Annotated in this window: 14 protein-coding genes; 5 read left to right on the top strand and 9 right to left on the bottom strand. The window is 51.9% G+C overall.

Annotated elements, in window-relative coordinates:
• Nucleotides 1–77 precede the first annotated feature (77 nt).
• The 4 genes from JTE88_RS06600 to JTE88_RS06585 are packed head-to-tail and all read left to right on the top strand — an operon-like array spanning nucleotide 78 to nucleotide 4,733.
• Entirely contained in the window at nucleotides 78–2,792 is a 2,715-nt protein-coding gene (locus tag JTE88_RS06600; protein WP_204423765.1) for a DEAD/DEAH box helicase, read from the top strand.
• A 44-nt stretch (nucleotides 2,793–2,836) separates the two neighbouring features.
• A complete protein-coding gene (locus JTE88_RS06595; protein WP_204423763.1) occupies nucleotides 2,837–3,784 on the top strand; it encodes a type IV toxin-antitoxin system AbiEi family antitoxin domain-containing protein in 948 nt (315 codons plus the stop codon).
• A complete protein-coding gene (locus JTE88_RS06590) occupies nucleotides 3,777–4,118 on the top strand; it encodes a hypothetical protein (protein ID WP_204423761.1) in 342 nt (113 codons plus the stop codon). The genes JTE88_RS06595 and JTE88_RS06590 overlap by 8 nt, the downstream gene beginning before the upstream one ends.
• 27 nt (nucleotides 4,119–4,145) lie before the next feature.
• On the top strand, nucleotides 4,146–4,733 hold the full coding sequence (locus JTE88_RS06585; protein WP_204425811.1) for a nucleotidyl transferase AbiEii/AbiGii toxin family protein: 588 nt from the start codon (nucleotides 4,146–4,148) through the stop codon (nucleotides 4,731–4,733).
• Nucleotides 4,734–5,659: 926 nt separating this feature from the next.
• Here the strand turns inward: JTE88_RS06585 and JTE88_RS06580 are convergent.
• From JTE88_RS06580 to JTE88_RS06550, 7 genes are all read right to left on the bottom strand, one after another.
• Nucleotides 5,660–6,574 (bottom strand): prenyltransferase, encoded by a 915-nt coding sequence (locus JTE88_RS06580; RefSeq protein ID WP_204423760.1) that lies wholly within the window; start codon nucleotides 6,572–6,574, stop codon nucleotides 5,660–5,662.
• Nucleotides 6,558–7,271: a lycopene cyclase domain-containing protein gene (locus tag JTE88_RS06575; RefSeq protein ID WP_204423758.1), complete on the bottom strand. Its 714-nt coding sequence runs from the start codon at nucleotides 7,269–7,271 to the stop codon at nucleotides 6,558–6,560. The genes JTE88_RS06580 and JTE88_RS06575 overlap by 17 nt, the downstream gene beginning before the upstream one ends.
• Nucleotides 7,271–9,013, bottom strand: coding sequence for a phytoene desaturase family protein (gene crtI / locus JTE88_RS06570; protein WP_204423756.1), 1,743 nt, complete (start codon nucleotides 9,011–9,013; stop codon nucleotides 7,271–7,273). The genes JTE88_RS06575 and crtI overlap by 1 nt, the downstream gene beginning before the upstream one ends.
• Complete coding sequence (locus JTE88_RS06565; protein WP_204423754.1) at nucleotides 9,006–9,938, bottom strand: phytoene/squalene synthase family protein; 933 nt, start codon at nucleotides 9,936–9,938, stop codon at nucleotides 9,006–9,008. Before JTE88_RS06565 ends, crtI begins: the two co-directional genes overlap by 8 nt.
• Nucleotides 9,935–11,026 carry a polyprenyl synthetase family protein gene (locus tag JTE88_RS06560; protein WP_204423752.1) on the bottom strand — a complete coding sequence of 364 codons (1,092 nt, stop codon included), beginning with the start codon at nucleotides 11,024–11,026 and terminating at the stop codon, nucleotides 9,935–9,937. The genes JTE88_RS06565 and JTE88_RS06560 overlap by 4 nt, the downstream gene beginning before the upstream one ends.
• Nucleotides 11,023–11,589, bottom strand: a complete 567-nt coding sequence (gene idi, locus JTE88_RS06555; RefSeq protein ID WP_204423751.1) for an isopentenyl-diphosphate Delta-isomerase — start codon at nucleotides 11,587–11,589, stop codon at nucleotides 11,023–11,025. The genes JTE88_RS06560 and idi overlap by 4 nt, the downstream gene beginning before the upstream one ends.
• Before the next feature lie 377 nt (nucleotides 11,590–11,966).
• Entirely contained in the window at nucleotides 11,967–13,439 is a 1,473-nt protein-coding gene (locus JTE88_RS06550) for a catalase (protein ID WP_204423749.1), read from the bottom strand.
• Between the two features lie 172 nt (nucleotides 13,440–13,611).
• Between JTE88_RS06550 and JTE88_RS06545 the strand changes: the two genes are divergently transcribed.
• Nucleotides 13,612–14,976 (top strand): MFS transporter, encoded by a 1,365-nt coding sequence (locus JTE88_RS06545; RefSeq protein WP_204423747.1) that lies wholly within the window; start codon nucleotides 13,612–13,614, stop codon nucleotides 14,974–14,976.
• Nucleotides 14,977–15,118: 142 nt separating this feature from the next.
• Here the strand turns inward: JTE88_RS06545 and JTE88_RS06540 are convergent, their stop codons facing one another.
• Both JTE88_RS06540 and JTE88_RS06535 read right to left on the bottom strand, forming a co-directional pair.
• Complete coding sequence (locus JTE88_RS06540) at nucleotides 15,119–15,865, bottom strand: MerR family transcriptional regulator (RefSeq protein ID WP_204423746.1); 747 nt, start codon at nucleotides 15,863–15,865, stop codon at nucleotides 15,119–15,121.
• Nucleotides 15,846–17,159 carry an MFS transporter gene (locus tag JTE88_RS06535; protein WP_204423744.1) on the bottom strand — a complete coding sequence of 438 codons (1,314 nt, stop codon included), beginning with the start codon at nucleotides 17,157–17,159 and terminating at the stop codon, nucleotides 15,846–15,848. Before JTE88_RS06535 ends, JTE88_RS06540 begins: the two co-directional genes overlap by 20 nt.
• Nucleotides 17,160–17,243: the final 84 nt, after the last annotated feature.

Raw genomic sequence — 17,243 nt, 5'->3', positions numbered from 1 at the left:
GGTATGTTTGATCGGATTTTGTAGAGATCATGATTATCTAAAAACGGGATTCGACAGACGATATTTAGGGAAAACCGTTGTGTAATTGGACGACGTCGTTCGGCGTTGATTCGGACCTAACAATACATACTGAGACGTGTTACCTGGTTGCGGGAGAGAATATTATTGCGAATAAGGCAATTGTTGAGTTGTATTCTGTTCTCGAAGAATCATTAGCAACTAACCCGGTTCCGTTGTACGCAAAGTTTGTTTCGGTACAAGATTTTGAGCAGAGTCTAGATGGAGCCTTATCCGATCACGATACGCAGGTTGAAAGTATGGTGAAATCTTGCGGACATATGGGCGGTAAGTTCCCGCTCACACCATCCCAGCGTACCGCGCTTCATGCGTTTTTATCTGATGACGACGGCGATATTACTGCAGTCAGTGGTCCGCCGGGTACTGGGAAGACGACGATGCTTCAAGCAGTTGTTGCCAATCTTGTTACCCGGCATGCGCTAGAAGGCATTGATGCGCCATTGATTTTGTGTACCTCAACGAATAATCAAGCAGTGACGAATATTATTGATTCGTTTAGCTCGGTGGGGGCGCAAGCTCAAGGTGGTTTTGATGTGCGCTGGATACCAGCCGCGTCTGATGCTAAAACTGAAGAGCCGTTACATAGCTTAGCTACCTACTGCCCGGCCGTTTCTAAGTATAATAGTGCGAAATCTCGCGGCTATCTCCTCGACACTACGCATAAGGAAGGTGCGTACTCCGATTATTCGGATCCGGGCTATATCGAGTCGGCTACTGATTATTTTCAAGCACAAGCAACGACATATCTTCAAGCCAGCGCACAAGGACCAGTAGCCAGTATCGCGAGTATTCAACGGGTGCTCAAACAACAACTGTTGGAGATCGATCGTCGTCGTCGCCAACTCATTATGAGCTTCAGTGACTATTGTGAAAGCCCACGTCCGTCACAAACGATAGCCCAAGAACACGAAAATGAAGCGTATCAGCGCACCGAGCATGGCAGGCATGCAGTAACGAATCGTGGCCAGAGCTTGATGAAGAGGCTCTTTCGCCGCTCCAAAGCAAGAAACACATCTGACACAGCATCACATCACATAACGCGCACAGAGATAGCTGGCCAAGAGCTGGAGAAGATCTTGGCAGAATTGTGCGTCACCGGCATCATTAGCACCGAACAGAGTCAGAAGATCCGCAACTCAAGGTCCCTGAGTGAACTTGATGAGATCCTTGACGTCACATTGAGGTATCACGAGTTTTGGCTGGCGGTACACTATTACGAAGCGACCTGGTTGCTTGCAGCAGAAAATAACGAGTTTGTGCCAGAAGAAGACCGATACCAAACTACCGCGAGGGTGATGGAGAAGTATTGGCCACAGGCATGTGCACTAACCCCGTGCTTTGTGCTGACCACCTACCAGGTGCCGAAATATTTTTCGCTGTGGACTGGCGATAAGTTACATCAGCACTATAGCCTCTCCCGTGCAGATCTGCTCATAGTCGATGAAGCCGGACAAATAGATACCTCGATTGGGGCATCTGCTTTCGCGTTCGCCAAGCGCGCGATTGTTGTGGGCGACGAACGTCAGCTCGCACCGATCTGGAATATTGATCCAGTCACTGACGAAGATCTAGCTACCGGTGGCGAATCGTCGTCGAACAACGCAGGGGCATACTGGGACGTTATGAAAAAGCGCGGTTTAACGGCGTCACAGCCGTCGTCGGTGATGAAAGCGGCTAGTCATGCAGGTAACTGGGCGTATTCAGATCCGTCCAAGCAGCCGCGCCCGGGCTTGCTCTTGACCGAACACTTTCGGTGCCATTCGCGGATCATCGGATTTTGCAACGAACTCATATACGACGGGCAACTTCAACCACGTCGCTCAGAACAAAACTATCGCCTCGCAGATACCGTAGCCAACCCGTTCATGTTCTATCGTGTTGCGGGCACGCAGGACCACACTGCCGGTTCGAGCCGGGTCAATCGAGAAGAAGCCGACGCTATCGCTCACTGGATCGGGGACAACTACGAATTTTTCGAGACGCGGTATTGCGGTGGGGGTGACGACGGCGAAGCGCGGTTAGGTAAGGACGCTATCATCGGCGTCGTTACGCCGTTTGCTGCGCAAGTTGCCCTAATTAGACGTGCCTTGCGTAAGCACTGTCCAGATATCGCCCGTCAAATTAAGGTCGGTACTGCGCATTCTCTACAAGGTGCAGAACGGCCAGTTATCCTCTTTTCATCGGTCTATGGGGAAACAAGTGAGCGAGCGGCGTTTATCGATAACACGTTAGAACTGATGAATGTGGCGGTCTCGCGGGCAAAGGATCTGTTCGTCGTCGTTGGATGTCAGGCACGCTGGAAAGACCAAGGTAGCGTGTTTAGTTTGGTGCGCGCCTATGCGCAAACCCCGGTGGATTCGCCGTTTGTTATGGGTGCTACGGGCGCCACGCAAGAATCTTTCGACGAGGATGTGCTTTACAAAAAGTCCTATTGGGAAAACTACGGCTATATGGTTGCGAGCGATATGTTACGAAGTTGGGGTAGTACTGTGAAGCCCCAAGAGCTCAACAAAGCATTGATCCGGGATGGCTATCTGATACGTGACGACGGCGTGCTACGGCCAACGAGTCGTGGAGTTAAAGTAGGTATCGTGAGGTACCAGGGTGAATCTCGCGATGGCAAAGCTTTCGTTAATGTCTGTTATTCGCCGCAGGCGCAGGATTTGATTCGAGAGTTATATGGGGAGGCTAGAGACCACGTTCTGCTATACTGAAATCGTTTACAAAAACGGAACGATTTCAGTATTGGGTAGTTTGGGTGGAAGAATTTGAAAATCTGGCAATGTCGCAGTGGGGTATGTTCACTACTGCACAAGCTCAACAAATGGGAGTGCGGCGTAATCAAATCTCTCGACTCCGCGATGCAGGTCGTGTAGAAGAGCTGACCTATGGCGTGTACCAGTATGTGTCTGGTAACCAAACCTCGCATGCTGATGTCAAGGCGGCGTGGTTATCGGTCTTTCCAAAAGAAACAGTTTACGATCGGCTCAACAAACCGAACTTTGATGCGGTTATTTCTGGCAGAACTGCGGCCTATATGCATGGTGTTGGGGATTTTCATGCTTCTCCGTATACGTTCACGCTGTCTGTGCGTAAACAAACCACACGTGATGATATCCGTTATTTTCGTCAAGAGATTGACCCAAAAGATATTATTCTGGTCGAGCAGGTGCCAGTGACCACTATGGAACGAACTATTTATGATCTTATCCGGCTCGGTGAAGATCCTGACCTGATCGCAAACATTATCGCTGATGCCGCCCGCAATGAATATAGATTCGATCAAGAACGTCTTGCCTATCTGCTTAAACCGCTGGCAAAGAAGCATGGATATTCAACAGGAGATGGGGAAGCGTTTGCCCGTGACTTGTTCACGCGTAATGCTGCTTTGCTGCAGTTGAACGCCGGTGTTGCAACTCTAGCGCAGTCTTTTGAAATGATAACAGAAGCCGGAAAGGCTATGCGTGCTCAACATAATATGTTGAAAGACTCTGCAGAGGCAATAGCGAAAACTACCGGGTTGTATTCTGAAAGCTACCGATCACTCATGCGTACTCTTTCGATGGCATCAGAGATCCAGGGATGGTTTAAAAGTCTAGAATTGGGGAAAGAAACCATGGAATCTCTTAACGCGTCGTTCCGTCAAAGTACGCCTGATTTTAGTGAGCTTAATGCGATCCTGGGAAAGAAGAGCGCCGATGACTGAACGCCGTTATCGCACTGCGCGTGCGCTTGAACTCGCAGTCAAAGAGAGCGCGAAAAAATCTTCCCAGGATACGAACCGCGCGATTGAAGGGTATTATGCGGGGAGGTTTCTAGAAAGAATTTTTAGTGAAGATCCGCCAGCTTTCATTCTTAAAGGCGGACGAGGGATGCTTGCTCGTACGATTGACGCGAGATATACGCGAGATACCGACGTCGTCTATAACGGGCAGGATCTCGAGGAAGCTCTTAGTGAGCTAGAACGTATCGCAAGAATTGACCTTGACGATTATCTTGAATATATCGTTGAGCCCGCAAAGCCGATTGCCAGTAATTAAGAATATCGTGACGGTTATCGAGTAAAAATTTCTGTACTTCTTGGTAAAACAAAGAGACTCAATGCGTTATCAATTGATCTCGTAGTTGATCGTATCCCGGTTGAAGAAACAGATGCTATTGAACCGGCAAATCGATTGCATATAGAAGGAATTCCAGTTTTTAAGTATCGCGTTTATCCAGTAGTGCATGCTGTAGCAGATAAAGTGTGCGCAACGATGCAACGCTATGAGGGTGGCCGAGTCTCTAGTCGGGTTAGAGATCTTGTAGATCTTATTATTTATCTGCGGAATGAAAAAATTGATGGAGATGCGCTTGCAAGACGGATAGCATCAGAAGCTCGGATTCGGCGACTTGGAACTCTTGAATCTTTTTATGTTCCGGAGGCCTGGTTTAACGACTACTCGGGAAACTTCCGAAGGATTGCTAAAGAAGCAAAGATTCCGGATGAGCTGCAGGATGTTGCGACCGCTGAAGAGCTAGTAAAAATCTGTATTGATCCGGCTCTGGTGGGAGAAACAGTTGGTTTAGTGTGGGACCCTACGGCATTGCAGTGGGAGGAAAAGGGCAGCGATTCTGAAAATAGTCCTTCTTTGGATTCAGGACGAGGCTTCTGATCTCTAATAGAGAAGGAATTAAATGGACCTACCGAAGTTTAGCCGGACAAGAGTATTCTTAGCGGCAGTTGTGTCCTTCCTTGTGTTTGTGCTCGTTGCCCTCGCCATAAACTAAAGGTAATTCTTCAGGAACACGACAACAGAGTAAACTGTTTGGCTTAACGCGAGAAGAGCTGATGCTACTGGAGCTTGAAGTCCTCATCTCATAGCAACTTTACAAGTCTCTCTCATAGATTGCGTTGCATCCGCTGATGTTCCGTTGAAAGTCGCTGATTGCTTCGGCGGTTGCAGACGACCTTTTTGATTTTTGCGGTGTGTTCCGGATTGTTTTCGTGGTTGTTCCGTATATTAAGTTATTGTATGTGACCGGGTTCTAATGGGCGCGATCCCTGCGGCCTGCAAGGCACAGGGTGACGTCCTGAGTTTCAGCCTTTTAGGCCATCTCTAAAAGTAAGTTGTCAAGAGCAACAGGTGAAACACATAGCTCTGGAGACACGGTATGCTCGAAACAATCGCATTAATTGCTTTCGCAATAGTTTGCATCGCTGAAAACAATATTGGGTAAATGAAACGCTAGGGTGTCACCATTATGTGGATGACTCTTTTCTCTTGCTAGTAAAAACCAGGGGGGGGAAACGAGATGGTCGTATTCGCTGTCTGGACAATCATTCGGCTCATCATTGTGAGCTATATTCTGGAGTTTGTTTTCAGATAGAACACCCAATATTTGCAACCCTTCGGGTTCCCATACTCTTGTAAGCAATCGAATATAAGCCTTACCAAATCATGGTGACGTTCATGCTGCTATCGACGACGGCGATATCGACAGTTTATCGCATGCTACACGGCCTACCGGAGCTTGTGCAACGAGCGCAAACAGGGCATATTCTTAGATGGCGGATACTGCTTGGTGCTCAGAGGGGACTTCAGCCTGCGATCCATCCCTGAACCGCAGAAATAATAACCAGAGTTAGTAAAAACCCCACCACATAGTTCAGCCACAAGAACCGGACCCAACCGCTATGTGTGCGCCCAGACTGAGCATCACTAACACTGACCCATGGCAGGATATTTAGCGCATAGACCAGCACGAGCGGGCAGACCCACAAGCCGGCGCCACCACGGAGAACCAAAAGCGCAGCGGAAAGCAGATACAACGCGATGGCTGTGCGCACCGTATGAGCAGCACCGATCTGGGTAGCAATGGAACGAATTGATCCCTGCCGGTCCGGAATGACGTCCTGAACCGCCCCGAAAGCCTGCGAAGCCATTCCCCACAAGAAGAAAGCGGCAATTCCCAGCCAACTAGCTTCCGAAATCTGAACATCGGGGTAGCGGCTAGCTGCCGCAAGCAACCCCACCACCGCGGGGCCCACAAAATGTGTAGAAGACGTAAATGAATCTAGGAAAGGAACCTCTTTGAACCGTAAATATTTGGCGGAATAGGCTGCCACCATAAACAGCACATAGAGCAATACCAGGCCCGTCCAGATGCTTGCTCCAAACAATAAAATCAGCGTCGGAATGGTAGTTGTGATCACCACCGCCCACAGAATCTGCTGGTGGAATCGCCGCGCAACCAGAGCTCCCTCGACTCCGCCTTTACGTGGATTTTGTAGGTCTGATTCATAGTCAAAAACATCATTGACTCCGTACATGAACAGGTTGTAGGGAATCAAGAAAAACAGGGTGCCTAGAATTAAATACCAGTCAATTCGACTGCTTTGCAGTCCGTAAGCAATCGCGAATGGGTAAGCTGTGTTGATCCACGATAAGGGACGCGAAGTCTCAAAAAGTACCCACCAAAGGCTGGGGTTCGCACTGTTAGGAAGTGATTTCATGACGCCATTCCTTATGGTCGAGGATGAGAGAGATGAGGATTGTGCCAGCTAGCGGATACGCGAAATCTTCCAACGGAGCGAGCCACAGCAAAAGTCCGCTGGTGCGTGACCAATGGTAGCCCACTATCTGGTTATAGATGAGTAGCGGATCGAAGACGGCTGTCAAAAGACTGACTATAGCCAAAGTAAACAGAATAGAATCTACCGGCAACCGGTTTTGTCGGTTAACACGATAGAACCAGAAGAACAGTGGCAACAAAAACACCAGGTTCACAAGCATATAGGTGTATGCCTCAAGATATAGGCGAGGTTGCGAACTGAGCACTAAGTTCAGTATCAAAACAACCACAATGGTGCCAGAAATTTTCGCCAACGGTAAGCGCTCGCGATACTTTCGTGCTACCAGGAACACTAGCAAGGTTAGGTAGTTCAAGAACAGTAAGAAAACTAGTTCCTCTACTGGAATTTCCGGGGCAATAAACAGTCCGATTTGCCACGGCCCTGAGCCTTTAAAGAAAATCCCGAACCAGATGCCTGCCACATCCCAAAACAAAAGCCAAGCGGTAGCGGACAATATTGCCAGTAGTACCTTGGAACGCTGAGTGCCAGCAGTTATGCCGTGCCGCCAGTCCAAGAAACCCAGACCGGCAAAACTAACCAAGATACTGCCCAAATACCAGAACCGGGTGATGTCCATTATTCCGCCACTGAGGGATCAAGTCGTGATCTGCGCGGTGCATCTTTAGGCTCGGGAACAGGCCCAACACTAGTGTCACCGTGCAGCCGCTTCAAGACGTTCTCGGCGCTAATCAACGCCATCGGAACCCCGATTCCGGGGGCCGTGGTTTGACCCGCATAAACCAGACCGTCGATCTTCTGGGAAGCGCTGCGAGCCCGCAAGAAAGCTGACTGCCCTAACGTATGTGCCTGGCCAAGGGCGTTGCCATGGAACGAACCATACAGTGCCAAATGGTCAGCTGGGCCAATAGTGCGACGTAAAACGATTCGCTCTGCCAAGTCAGGGATATTAGCCCACTGGGAAATCTGCGCAATCGCGTTATCTACCGCGGTTTCGACCTGAGAATCTCCTGCCCGACTGATCGCCTCATCAGTCATCTCAGACTGGTTAACGGAGGTAGCCTCGGGACCGACATACCCTGTAGTCCGAGTCAAAGAACCGGCCCCGATCTGCGGGTCAGCAGTTACCGGTATCAGTAAGAACAGAGCCTCATGCCCCTCAGGGGCAACTGCAGAATCGGAAGCACTAGCCCGGCAAACGTAGGTTGAGGCAGGGTTCGGGATCGTCTGGTTGCCTTCGAAGATAGCCTTAAAGTTCGCCTTCCAATCCGAAGTGAAGAAGAAGGAATGATGCGCCAACTGCGGCAGCTCACCCGAAACTCCTAAGGTAGCGAGCACAGTGCCAATTCCGTCGGTGCTTTTCTCCCAATACGACTGCGGATAGCTCTGCAAGTTTTCGGGTAGCAGCTTGGTTTCAATCCCCCACAGGTCACCGGCGCCAACCACGACGTCGGCAGGGAAACTGAGCGCACCCGTCGGGCCAATCGCTTCCACCCCAGAAACTGTGGCTTTCGTGAGCCCGCGGCCACCCGGCGTCGTCGAAATCTTAGTAGCGGTGGTGTTGGTATGTATCTGCACTCCCAATTCCCGCACGCGCTCTTCCATAGCGGAAACGAGGGCACGCAAACCACCTTTGGGGTAGAGCACTCCATCCCCTAAATCCAAGTGCGTCATCAGATGGTACATGGAAGGAACCATGTCCGGAGCAGCAGACAAAAACACCGCATGGAACGTCAAAAGCTGTTGCAAAACCGGATCATCTGCCACGGTTTTAGCCTGCGCCTCCAAAGACTGCGTCAGCAGGGTAAGCAAACGAGGAATACCCGTTAAAATATCTGGATTCAACCACGGTAGTACTGACTGGAAATTAGTGTACAAGAAGTTTCTTAGTGCCAACTCGTATGTGTGCTCTGCGGAGGCCAAATGCCGCTCCAAGCGCTCGCCACTGCCAGGCTCACGAGACTCAAAAAGCTGCTTCGCGTTTTCCACACCAGAACGTACATCCAAGCTCTGCCCATCTGGAAGATACAAGCGATATGCGGGGTCGAGCTTTTCTAGTTTTAAGTAGTCATTAATATCGGCACCCAGCAAAGCAAAGTAGTGCTCAAACACTTCTGGCATCAAATACCAGGTAGGACCCAAATCGAAGGTGAAGCCATCAAGTTTGAGTTGATCTACACGCCCGCCCACATGTGGGTTTTGCTCGAGTAAATCCACTGCGTAGCCGTCACGCGCCAGCAATCCAGCGGTCGCGATTCCAGCAATTCCACCCCCGATCACCACCGCGCGGGGCTGGGCGGTTGCGCCTTTAGTAGAAGGTGAAGGTTTCTTGGTGACATGGGGATATCTCGTGCTACGCATCTTGGCCTGCTCTCATTCGACGGAATAAATCTTGAGTGAACTGAGGGGAAAACTCGGTAGCAGACGCCTGCGTCAGCAACCAAGCCTTGTATTGATTGGGAACCCGCACGCGAGTGTGAGCCAGGCGGCTTGCGGGCGTTAAACGAATTCGCCGATTAAGTTCAGCGAACAGATCGTGAACCAGACGCACCGCTAAACGGGAGGAATCTGGTAGGCGAGGGATAACATCTGCTGCTGCGGCAAGGTCAGCGTCGATCTCATCCACCAAACGTATCTTGGTCTTTTCATCTAACGTCTGTGGGGTGACGCCGGGGAAATAGGTACGCCCCAAATCCCCACTGTCAGCAGCAATATCACGTAAAAAGTTGACTTTCTGGAAAGCTGCGCCCAAACGTTTCGCTCCGGGAGATAGCTCTGCCCAAGCAGCTTCCGGATCCGGCACCGATGCCAAGAAAGTTCGCAAGCACATCAAGCCCACCACCTCAGCCGAACCATACACGTAGGTTTCGAGAGAGTCCCCGTCGTGTTGATCAACCGTCAAGTCGGAGCGCATAGAGTTAAAGAAAGCGGTAATAGATTCGTGATCGATGCGGCAACGGTTCGCGGTTTCAGCAAACGCGTGCAAAATCAGGTCACTGGAGAAACCCAGCTCGCACGCGGTGAATACTCTGGCCTCATAGTCATCTAAAATTTGTGCTATCTGAGAATGGGGAATACCGGCGCATGCGCCGTCGACAATCTCATCAGCCACCCGAACCATAGCATAAATGTTTCGCACATCCGTCCGTACTGGTTCTTTCAGTAGCGTCACCGCTAAGCCAAACGAGGTAGAGTACTGTGTAATTACCTGGTTGGCGGCCCGGTGGGCAGCACGTAAGTAGTTAGCTGGGGAAGTCCCCAAATTATCGTACGAAAAGGTTCTCATTTCCTGCGTCCTTCCAGCCACTGTGCTAGCAGGATTAAGCGCTCACTGACCGCCTCGGGCACACCCTCTGCCTCGAAATCTTGGCATGCTTGCGCGTGGAGATCTTCGGCAATCTGGCTAGTGGACGCAATCGCGTCAGTCTGAGCCAAAACTTCACGGGCGTGAGACAAAACGGCTTGGTCTTCCCCATCTTTGAGGTTCTCCCAGATTTGTGCCCAATCTGGGTGCTGAGCAGCAAAGCGAGTAATCAGTGTATGTTTGCGGCCCAAGAGGTCAGAATCTTTAGACTTACCACTAACCTCGATATCTCCGGCCACGCCCAAGATATCATCATAAAGCTGAAACGCTATCCCTAACTTTCTGCCGCCTTCAGTTACATGATGAGTAGGGGACTGGGCCCATTCCGCAATGATCATTCCGCACTGGAGGGGAGCCACGAAAGAGTATGCGCTGGTTTTCAAATACGCCACATTCAGCACGTCACCGGTCGTGGCATGGTGAATCGTGTCAGCTGAAATATCAAGTAACTGGCCCTCTGCGGTTAACCGGATGGCCTGGTCTGTGACCGCAATAAGATCTACAGTTTTGTCTTCGCATCGAGCCAAAAGTTGGTACGCCCCGGTTAAGGCCAGATCGCCTACGATGATCGCAGTAGCGTCCCCCTGATGGTCACAATCAGAGCTGCCCGCAGAACGGGCTAACGTCCGGAAATGTGCAGCCACGGTGGGGGTACCGCGTCTGATTAGGTCACGATCCATAATGTCGTCATGGATCAAAAATCCGCTATGTAGTAGCTCGAACGCCGCCCCGGCAAAAGCTGCCTGTTGAGTCCGGCGTGGGTGCGCAGTCAAATCTCCACCAGTCGCAGCGATCATCACCAGTAGCGGACGCACTAGTTTTCCTCCGTGGGTGGCATCTCGCAACGACACCCATAGTTCTCGATAGGCGGGGCTGGGGGCTTGCGAAATCCGTTCGTCGAAAAGTTCCTGCAAGACTTTTCGTGCAGGCTCGACCAAAGGCGCTAACTGCGGCGGAAGTTGTGAAGTGTATCGTGGATCTGGTTGCAGATCGGAACGATCCGGAGTCATGCGCTACCTCCAGGAAGTGATGGAACAGAGAAGTTTTTGGGCCATTTACTTAGTTGCTTGACCATCCAGGGGCTGAATGCGAAGGGGGTGCAGGCTGTCGCTTGTTGCAACTCAGAAAATGGATGCCAGGCCGCATCCATAACCTCCGCAGGGATGAGATCAAGCTCCAATCGGTGAGGCAGAAATGCTGCATAGACTGGGCACACTTCATTTTCTTGCACACCAGAGGAGTCTTCAGCCAGGTAAGAAAAATCCGGAAGGATGGGGGTAAGGGCTGATTTAGGTATTCCGGTTATCCCGAGTTCTTGTGCCGCGCGACGGTCAATAGCGTCGCGATCAGACTCTCCGACGCCAGGATGGCCGCATACGCTGTTGGTCCATACCCCGGGCCACGTCAGTTTAGACAGTGCTCTGCGAGTGAGTAAAACATGACCGTCAGGATCGAAAATGTAGCACGAAAATGCTTTGTGTAACGGTGTGTGAGTAGTGTGTACGTCTTGTTTCGGTGCAGTACCAATAGCCTGGCCGGCCTCATTGCATAAAACCACTAGTTCAACAGTCAATGGTTTCCTTCTGACTTCCTCCGCCCAAGCGGATCAGGGTCCCAAATGCCGGGAAGTCTCTTTATTGTATCGCGAACTGATAGAAGATAGTGTGTCAAGCCGCGTGCATCTTGCAGTGAAGGCATACTAAGGCAGGCTCGGAACGATGTTTGCTAGCGGCAAAGGTATTCCTATGGCCCCAATAAGCAACGTGCCTGAATCAACTCGGCAATGAGCGCGATTCTCGATCAACGTCTCATGTCACCTGCTGTGACAAGCTAGGCTAAACGGCCTGAACGGGTGGTGCAGAGCATCGGAAAAGCAGAGCCCCTCGTTTCGAGGAGCTCTGCTTTCAATAACCCAGCAACGAAACAACGTTAATGAGAATTTCAACCGATCTAGCGATTAGCTCGTTCACGTAGTTTTGTGCCAACCTCTTCGTCAATGTTGGTCCAGTACCAAATGACGCGCTCGAAGACTTCGTCGTTGGTACCTTCAGTTGCTCCAACCAAGGTATTGACAAGCTCGTCGCGCTCTTGCTCGGTGTAGACGTTACGGACCAGATCATGGGCTTGGCTGAAATCGTCGTCGTCTTCGCGAAGCTCATAAGCTGCGCGAATCATCTCTCCGTCAGCTTCCCAGCCATCTTCAACTCGTCCTTCAAAATCAGAGAACGGCTTACCCATGGAGTTCGGGGCATAGGTTGGAGCCGAACCATGATGGTGGTAGCTCATTGGTCCGTCCTGCTTGTAGGTAGTAACCTCGGGAACAGGCTGATTGACGGGGAGCTGGTCGTAGTTTGGTCCGATCCGGTAGCGTTGCGCATCGGCGTAGGCAAAGACGCGACCCAACAGCATTTTATCTGGCGAGAAGCCAGTTCCGGGCACATAGTTCGACGGCGCGAATGCGGCCTGCTCGATCTGCGCGAAGTAGTTCTCCGGATTTTCGTTCAACGTCAACACACCCACCTCATGCAGCGGGTAGTCTGCGTGCGGCCACACCTTGGTCAAATCGAACGGGTTGATCCGGTAGGTCTTGGCTTCTTCATAAGGCATGACTTGAACGGACAGCTTCCATGATGGGAAGTTACCTTCGGCGATCGCATTCCACAGGTCGCGGCGGTGATATTCTGCGTCCTTGCCGGCTAGCGTTTCAGCTTCGGCATTGGATAGGTTTTCCACACCTTGCTCAGAAATGAAATGGTATTTAACCCAGAAACGTTCACCGGAAGCATTGATCCACATATAGGTGTGGGAAGAGTAGCCGTTCATTGTACGCCACGACTTCGGTAACCCTCGCGGTCCCATGAGATAAGAGACTTGGTGGGCACTTTCTGGGTTGAGCGTCCAAAAATCCCACTGCATGTTGTTATCACGTAAACCGTTGGAGGCGAGGCGCTTTTGCGAATGAATGAAGTGTGGGAACTTCATCGGGTCGCGGATAAAGAATACCGGAGTGTTATTGCCAACGAGATCGAAGTTGCCTTCTTCGGTGTAGAAGCGGGTGGAAAAGCCGCGAACGTCACGCCACGTATCGGGTGAACCCATTTCGCCAGCGACTGTAGAGAAACGTGTCAGTGTGCGAGTGGTTTTACCCGGTTGAAGGAAATCAGCTTTGGTCCACTTGGACACGTCCTGCGTAACGGTGAACGTGCCGAACGCACCTGCGCCCTTGGCGTGCGGGCGACGCTCAGGTACCGATTCGCGATTGAAATGTGCAAGCGTGTCGACGAGCTGGACATCGTGGAGTAAGAGCGGGCCAAGATTTCCTTGCGAGAGCGAGTTGCGATCGGAGTCGGCAGGAGCTCCGTTATACATTGTTGAGCCGGTCGGCTGAGCTGAGGACGCCGGTGGAGTAGGACGATGAGTCATAACGATTACCTCCGATAAAAATAGTTGAAACCTGCAGTATTTAGTCTAGTAGGCGTTCGGAGAAATTGTCTGAGATTTCGCTGAGAACGAGTTTATAAGGAGTGAATCCGCAGCCGGTGAGTTGATAACCACTGACTCCATAACCGAATCTGTGCCTTGATACCCTAGAGCCATGACGCCCTCACAATCTCTCCCGACCGCCCTCCAACAAATAGATTCGCGCCCACTCACACACCATCAAAAGTCCCTCATCGGCCTAGTGATTGCCGGTAACATCGCGGAGTTTTTTGACATGTTCCTCATCGGCTTCGTCGTCTCCCTCCTCACCGGCCCGTGGCAGCTTACCGGCATGGAAGCAGGCGTCATTCTCGCATGCTCCGGGTTAGGTACCGTGATGGGCGCGATCATATGGGGTCGGTTAGCAGATAGTATCGGTCGTAAACGCGCCTTCTTCTGGTGCGTTTTGATGTTCAGCGTTTTTACCTTGGCGTCGGTTTTCACTCCGGATCGTGGCTGGATCATCCTCGCGGTTTTGCGAGTGCTCGTGGGAATCGGCGTCGGCGGCTTGAACATCGTCTCGATTCCTTATGTCCAAGAATTTGTTCCAGCTAAGCAACGCGGTCTGCTTTCCGGGCTTGCCTCAGTTTTCATCCCGCTTGGCTTGTTTTTAGGCGCGCTTGCGCAGTGGGGGTTTGGTGACAACTGGCGTGGGCTGATTACTCTGGGCGCGTTGCCCATCCTCTTACTTTTCTGGCTGCACACAGTTCCAGAGTCTCCGCGGTTTCTCCTGGTTCACGGCCGGCCCGATCAGGCTCGAAAAGCCTTAGCCTGGGCGCTCGAACTGCCCGCTGGTGGCGTAGGTGTGCTTCCGTCGTCGTCGAACGAAACGCAATCTGCCTCGTATCGCACGGTTTTTCGCCACCACTGGCGTTCGCTCTTCATTGTCGCTGCCGGCACGTTCAGCTTTGTTTTGGGTTCAGCGACGATCCAGTCCTGGGGGCAGACGTTACTTCACGAGGGTTATCTTTTACCAACTACAACGGTGGCCACCTTATTCATGTTTGTCTCCCTTGCTGACTTGCTGGGACGGTTAGGGGTAGCCTGGCTTGCCGACAAAATCGGGCGGCGCCCGACGCTACTGATGTGTGGCGTGCTGGGGGCAATCGGGGCATTGCTTGTGGCGTGGTCGGCGTCTTTAGGCACTGACGGCTCGTGGATAGTGTTCTTTGGTGGGATTGTGATAGCGATGGCGTTCGGTGATGGTGCGTTCGGCATCCTCAACGCTTTCGGTGCCGAACAGTTCCCGAACCACGTGCGGGCTACTGGTTTGGGCCTGGGGTATGGAATCGGTGCGTCAGCGAAGATTTTCGGTCCACTAGTAATGGGGCTTTTGATCGGCGGGAGCGCGGTCAAACAAGATGTGACGTTAAACGCCGTCGTACCGGCATTTATCCTGTTTGCGGCCCTGCTGCTTGTAGCTGGCCTTATCTATATGTTCGCAAAGGAAACGAACGGGACGTCGTTGGATACGCTATAAAAGCTCGTTTGCTTAACCAGCGTGCATACGGTTTGCATTTTTGCTCGAAAACCTGAGTTTTTCCGGCTAAATGCACGAATATGCAAACTGTGTGCACAGACAGTGTCTTATGCACACAAGGGGCAAAGCTTTTTCAGAGGATTTAGTCAAATATTGCGCTCGCACGCAGTTGCGCTGGGGAGAGCCCGTCGGTCCATAGGTCGGTCAGTGTGGCATCCATGGTTTGTTCGACACCCAACGAGATGAAATCGGTGTGGACTGTTCCGGGATGGGTTTGCACATAAGCAAGTGCCTTGTCGCGCCAGGTCCCTACCTGCTCAGAATCAGCTGGAAGGTCTGCCAAATCAAGGAATTCTTGGGCGAGAACAATGACGTCATCGTCAATATTGGTGATTTCTTGTTCAGCGAGTTGGCGGATCGTCTGCCATTGTGCCGGCGCCAGTGTTATTTTCAGGAACTGTAGTATTCGTCCGCTGCGGTGAGCCATTTGTGCCGGGTATCGGCGGGCGATCATCATGTTAATGAGTGCGCTGACGTCAGGCGCATAGAGTGGTAGGTCGGTATCGTGGATGCGCATGTTTTTCAGCTCGTGCAAGACAGCCAGTTTTTCTTGAGCCTCTGCGATACGCGCTTTGAGGCGTTGTTCGGCGAGTTCCCATGGCTGTGATGTTTGACTGTCGGCTAAGACGGTTGCAATATCATCTAGTGTCAGTCCGGATTCTTGGAGGAATTTGATGGTGGCTACTCGTAGGAGGTGTTCTGCGGTGTAGATTCGCCACCCGTTGGAGTCGCGGCCAATTGCGGTCAGCAGTCCGCGGTCTTCGTAGAGTCGTAGGGCTTTGCGGGAGGCTGCGGTGAGCGAGGTTATCTCATGTGAGTGGAAGTGCATCGTGGGCTCCCGGTGTGGTTTCCGACGGCGGGCTGGTTTCTGACCGTGGTGTGGCTACTTGTGCTGTGATGGCGTTGAGCGTGTGACTGCGTTTGGACACTAATGCCCAGAGGGTGATGCTGGTAAATCCACCAGCTAACACAAGTCTAACTGCGCCTAGACCGCTGTATGTGTATAACAAGGTGGCAAGTCCGAACCCGAGTGGGTAGGCCGTTAGTATGAGGGTCAGGATAATTCCCATGACTGCGCCGCGGTTTCCTTCGGGAAGGGAGTCCATGGCGGCGATTGTTGCGCTGGCGTTGATGATCGCGAAGCCGACGCCGAGGATAGCTGCGCCGTTGAGTACTGCAGATAGGTCCCACAGGCTCAATACTAAGATCGCGCCGATGAGGCTGAGGCATGTTGCGGTAAGGAACAGTGTTGAGCGTGCAAGCTTTGCTGATAATAGCCCGAAGATGAGCCCACCGATGATCATTCCGACTCCCATCAGCGCAATGATCCATCCCACTCGGTTGGCCTGCCCAGTCAGCGCATAGTGTGTTGGCAGCACGAAGCTTTGGGTGATGGTGTGCAATACGTTGATGCCGACTGCGAAAGTGAGGGCGAATCGTAGTAGCGGGGTGTGGCGGATCAAGCTGATCGCGTGTGTGGTTTGGTGAATGACGCTTGGGCTGTGTTCTTCGCGTCGGTATTCTCCTATAGTGTGGGGCATTAAGGCTGTGGTGAACGCGGCAAGGAATGAGCACGAACCGGCAAGGATAAGCGCCCAGGCTGGATTCGGTAGCAGGAGGAAGACGCCGGCGAGCACGGGTCCGATGATCAGTGCGCCGCCTTGTAGGGTTTGGAAGTATCCGGTGATTTTTTCGTAGGTTATCGACGACGACGTCGCCACCTGTGGTCCGAGGGCTTGCCGGGCTGTTTGTCCGGGCATGTCGGCGAACGCTCCGATGGTTCCGAGGACGATGAACCATAGCACGCTGGTCATTGTGAACCAATCGACGAGGAAGAGACTGATAACGGAGAGTGTGGATAACAGGTCAGCGGTCAGGCTGAGGTTTCTGCGGTTGACGCGATCGGTTAATGCTCCGCCTAAAAATCCGGCAAACATTTGAGCGCTGGTGGTGGCTACGGCAACGACACCTGCCCAAGTTGGGGAACCTAGCCGGGAGATGATGAGAACAGGCAACACGACTGCCATGAGTGAGTTGCCGAGAATTGAGAAAGCGTTGGATGCGAGGTATGCGTAGGCATACCAGGTGTGGTGGACGAGCGTTGACGCTTGTTGTTCATTCATGTTGCTAGCCTAAAATATGGCCCTTGGGGATAGGCCAAGCGTTCGTGGAAATCGCGTTTTTCCCGGACACAGTTCGCTCACTTT

Source organism: Arcanobacterium phocisimile (assembly GCF_016904675.1).
Lineage (GTDB): Bacteria > Actinomycetota > Actinomycetes > Actinomycetales > Actinomycetaceae > Arcanobacterium > Arcanobacterium phocisimile.
The sequence above is the reverse complement of the archived record's forward strand: the minus strand, read 5'-3'. Positions and strand labels throughout refer to the sequence as shown.